This is a genomic window from Rhodocyclus gracilis, assembly GCF_009617575.1.
In the GTDB taxonomy this organism is placed as follows: domain Bacteria; phylum Pseudomonadota; class Gammaproteobacteria; order Burkholderiales; family Rhodocyclaceae; genus Rhodocyclus; species Rhodocyclus gracilis.
The window spans coordinates 1-519 of record NZ_WIXJ01000027.1 but is presented as its reverse complement, the minus strand read 5'-3'; the positions used below and the strand labels follow the sequence as shown (position 1 = coordinate 519).

The window sequence follows — 519 nt, the reverse complement described above, 5'->3', positions numbered from 1 at the left end:
GGGCTTCGTCGCGGTCGAGATAGGTTTTGCGGCGGATTCGCTCCCGCTTCAGTAGCTGGAAGAAGCTCTCGGCGACCGCGTTGTCGTAGCAGTTCCCGCGTCGGCTCATGCTGGCGACCAGGCCATGGGCTTTCAGGAAGGACTGCCCGTCGAGGCTGCTGTACTGGCGACCCTGATCGGAATGAACAATCACGGGCGTCCTGGGATTGCGCCGCCACACCGCCATCAACAAGGCATTGATCGCCAGTTCGCGGTCGATTCGCGAACGCATCGACCAGCCGATCACCTGACGCGAGAACAGGTCGAGCACCACCGCCAGATACAGACAGCCTTCATGGGTGCGGATATAGGTGATGTCCGTCACCCAGGCCTGATTGGGGGCTGCGACGGCGAACTGCTGCGCCAGCGGGTTCTCGGCAACGACCGCCGGCTTGCCGTAATGACCTGACCGACGACGATAGCCCACCTGCGCGCGCAAGCCTTCCTGCCGCATCAGGCGATAGACCCGGTGCTTCCCGC

At 63.4% G+C, this 519-nt stretch carries 1 protein-coding gene; it reads right to left on the bottom strand.

The genetic code is table 11. The features are described from left to right. Window positions 1-519: IS3 family transposase (locus GHK24_RS13480; protein WP_153473398.1), on the bottom strand; the 519-nt coding region annotated here is incomplete at both ends.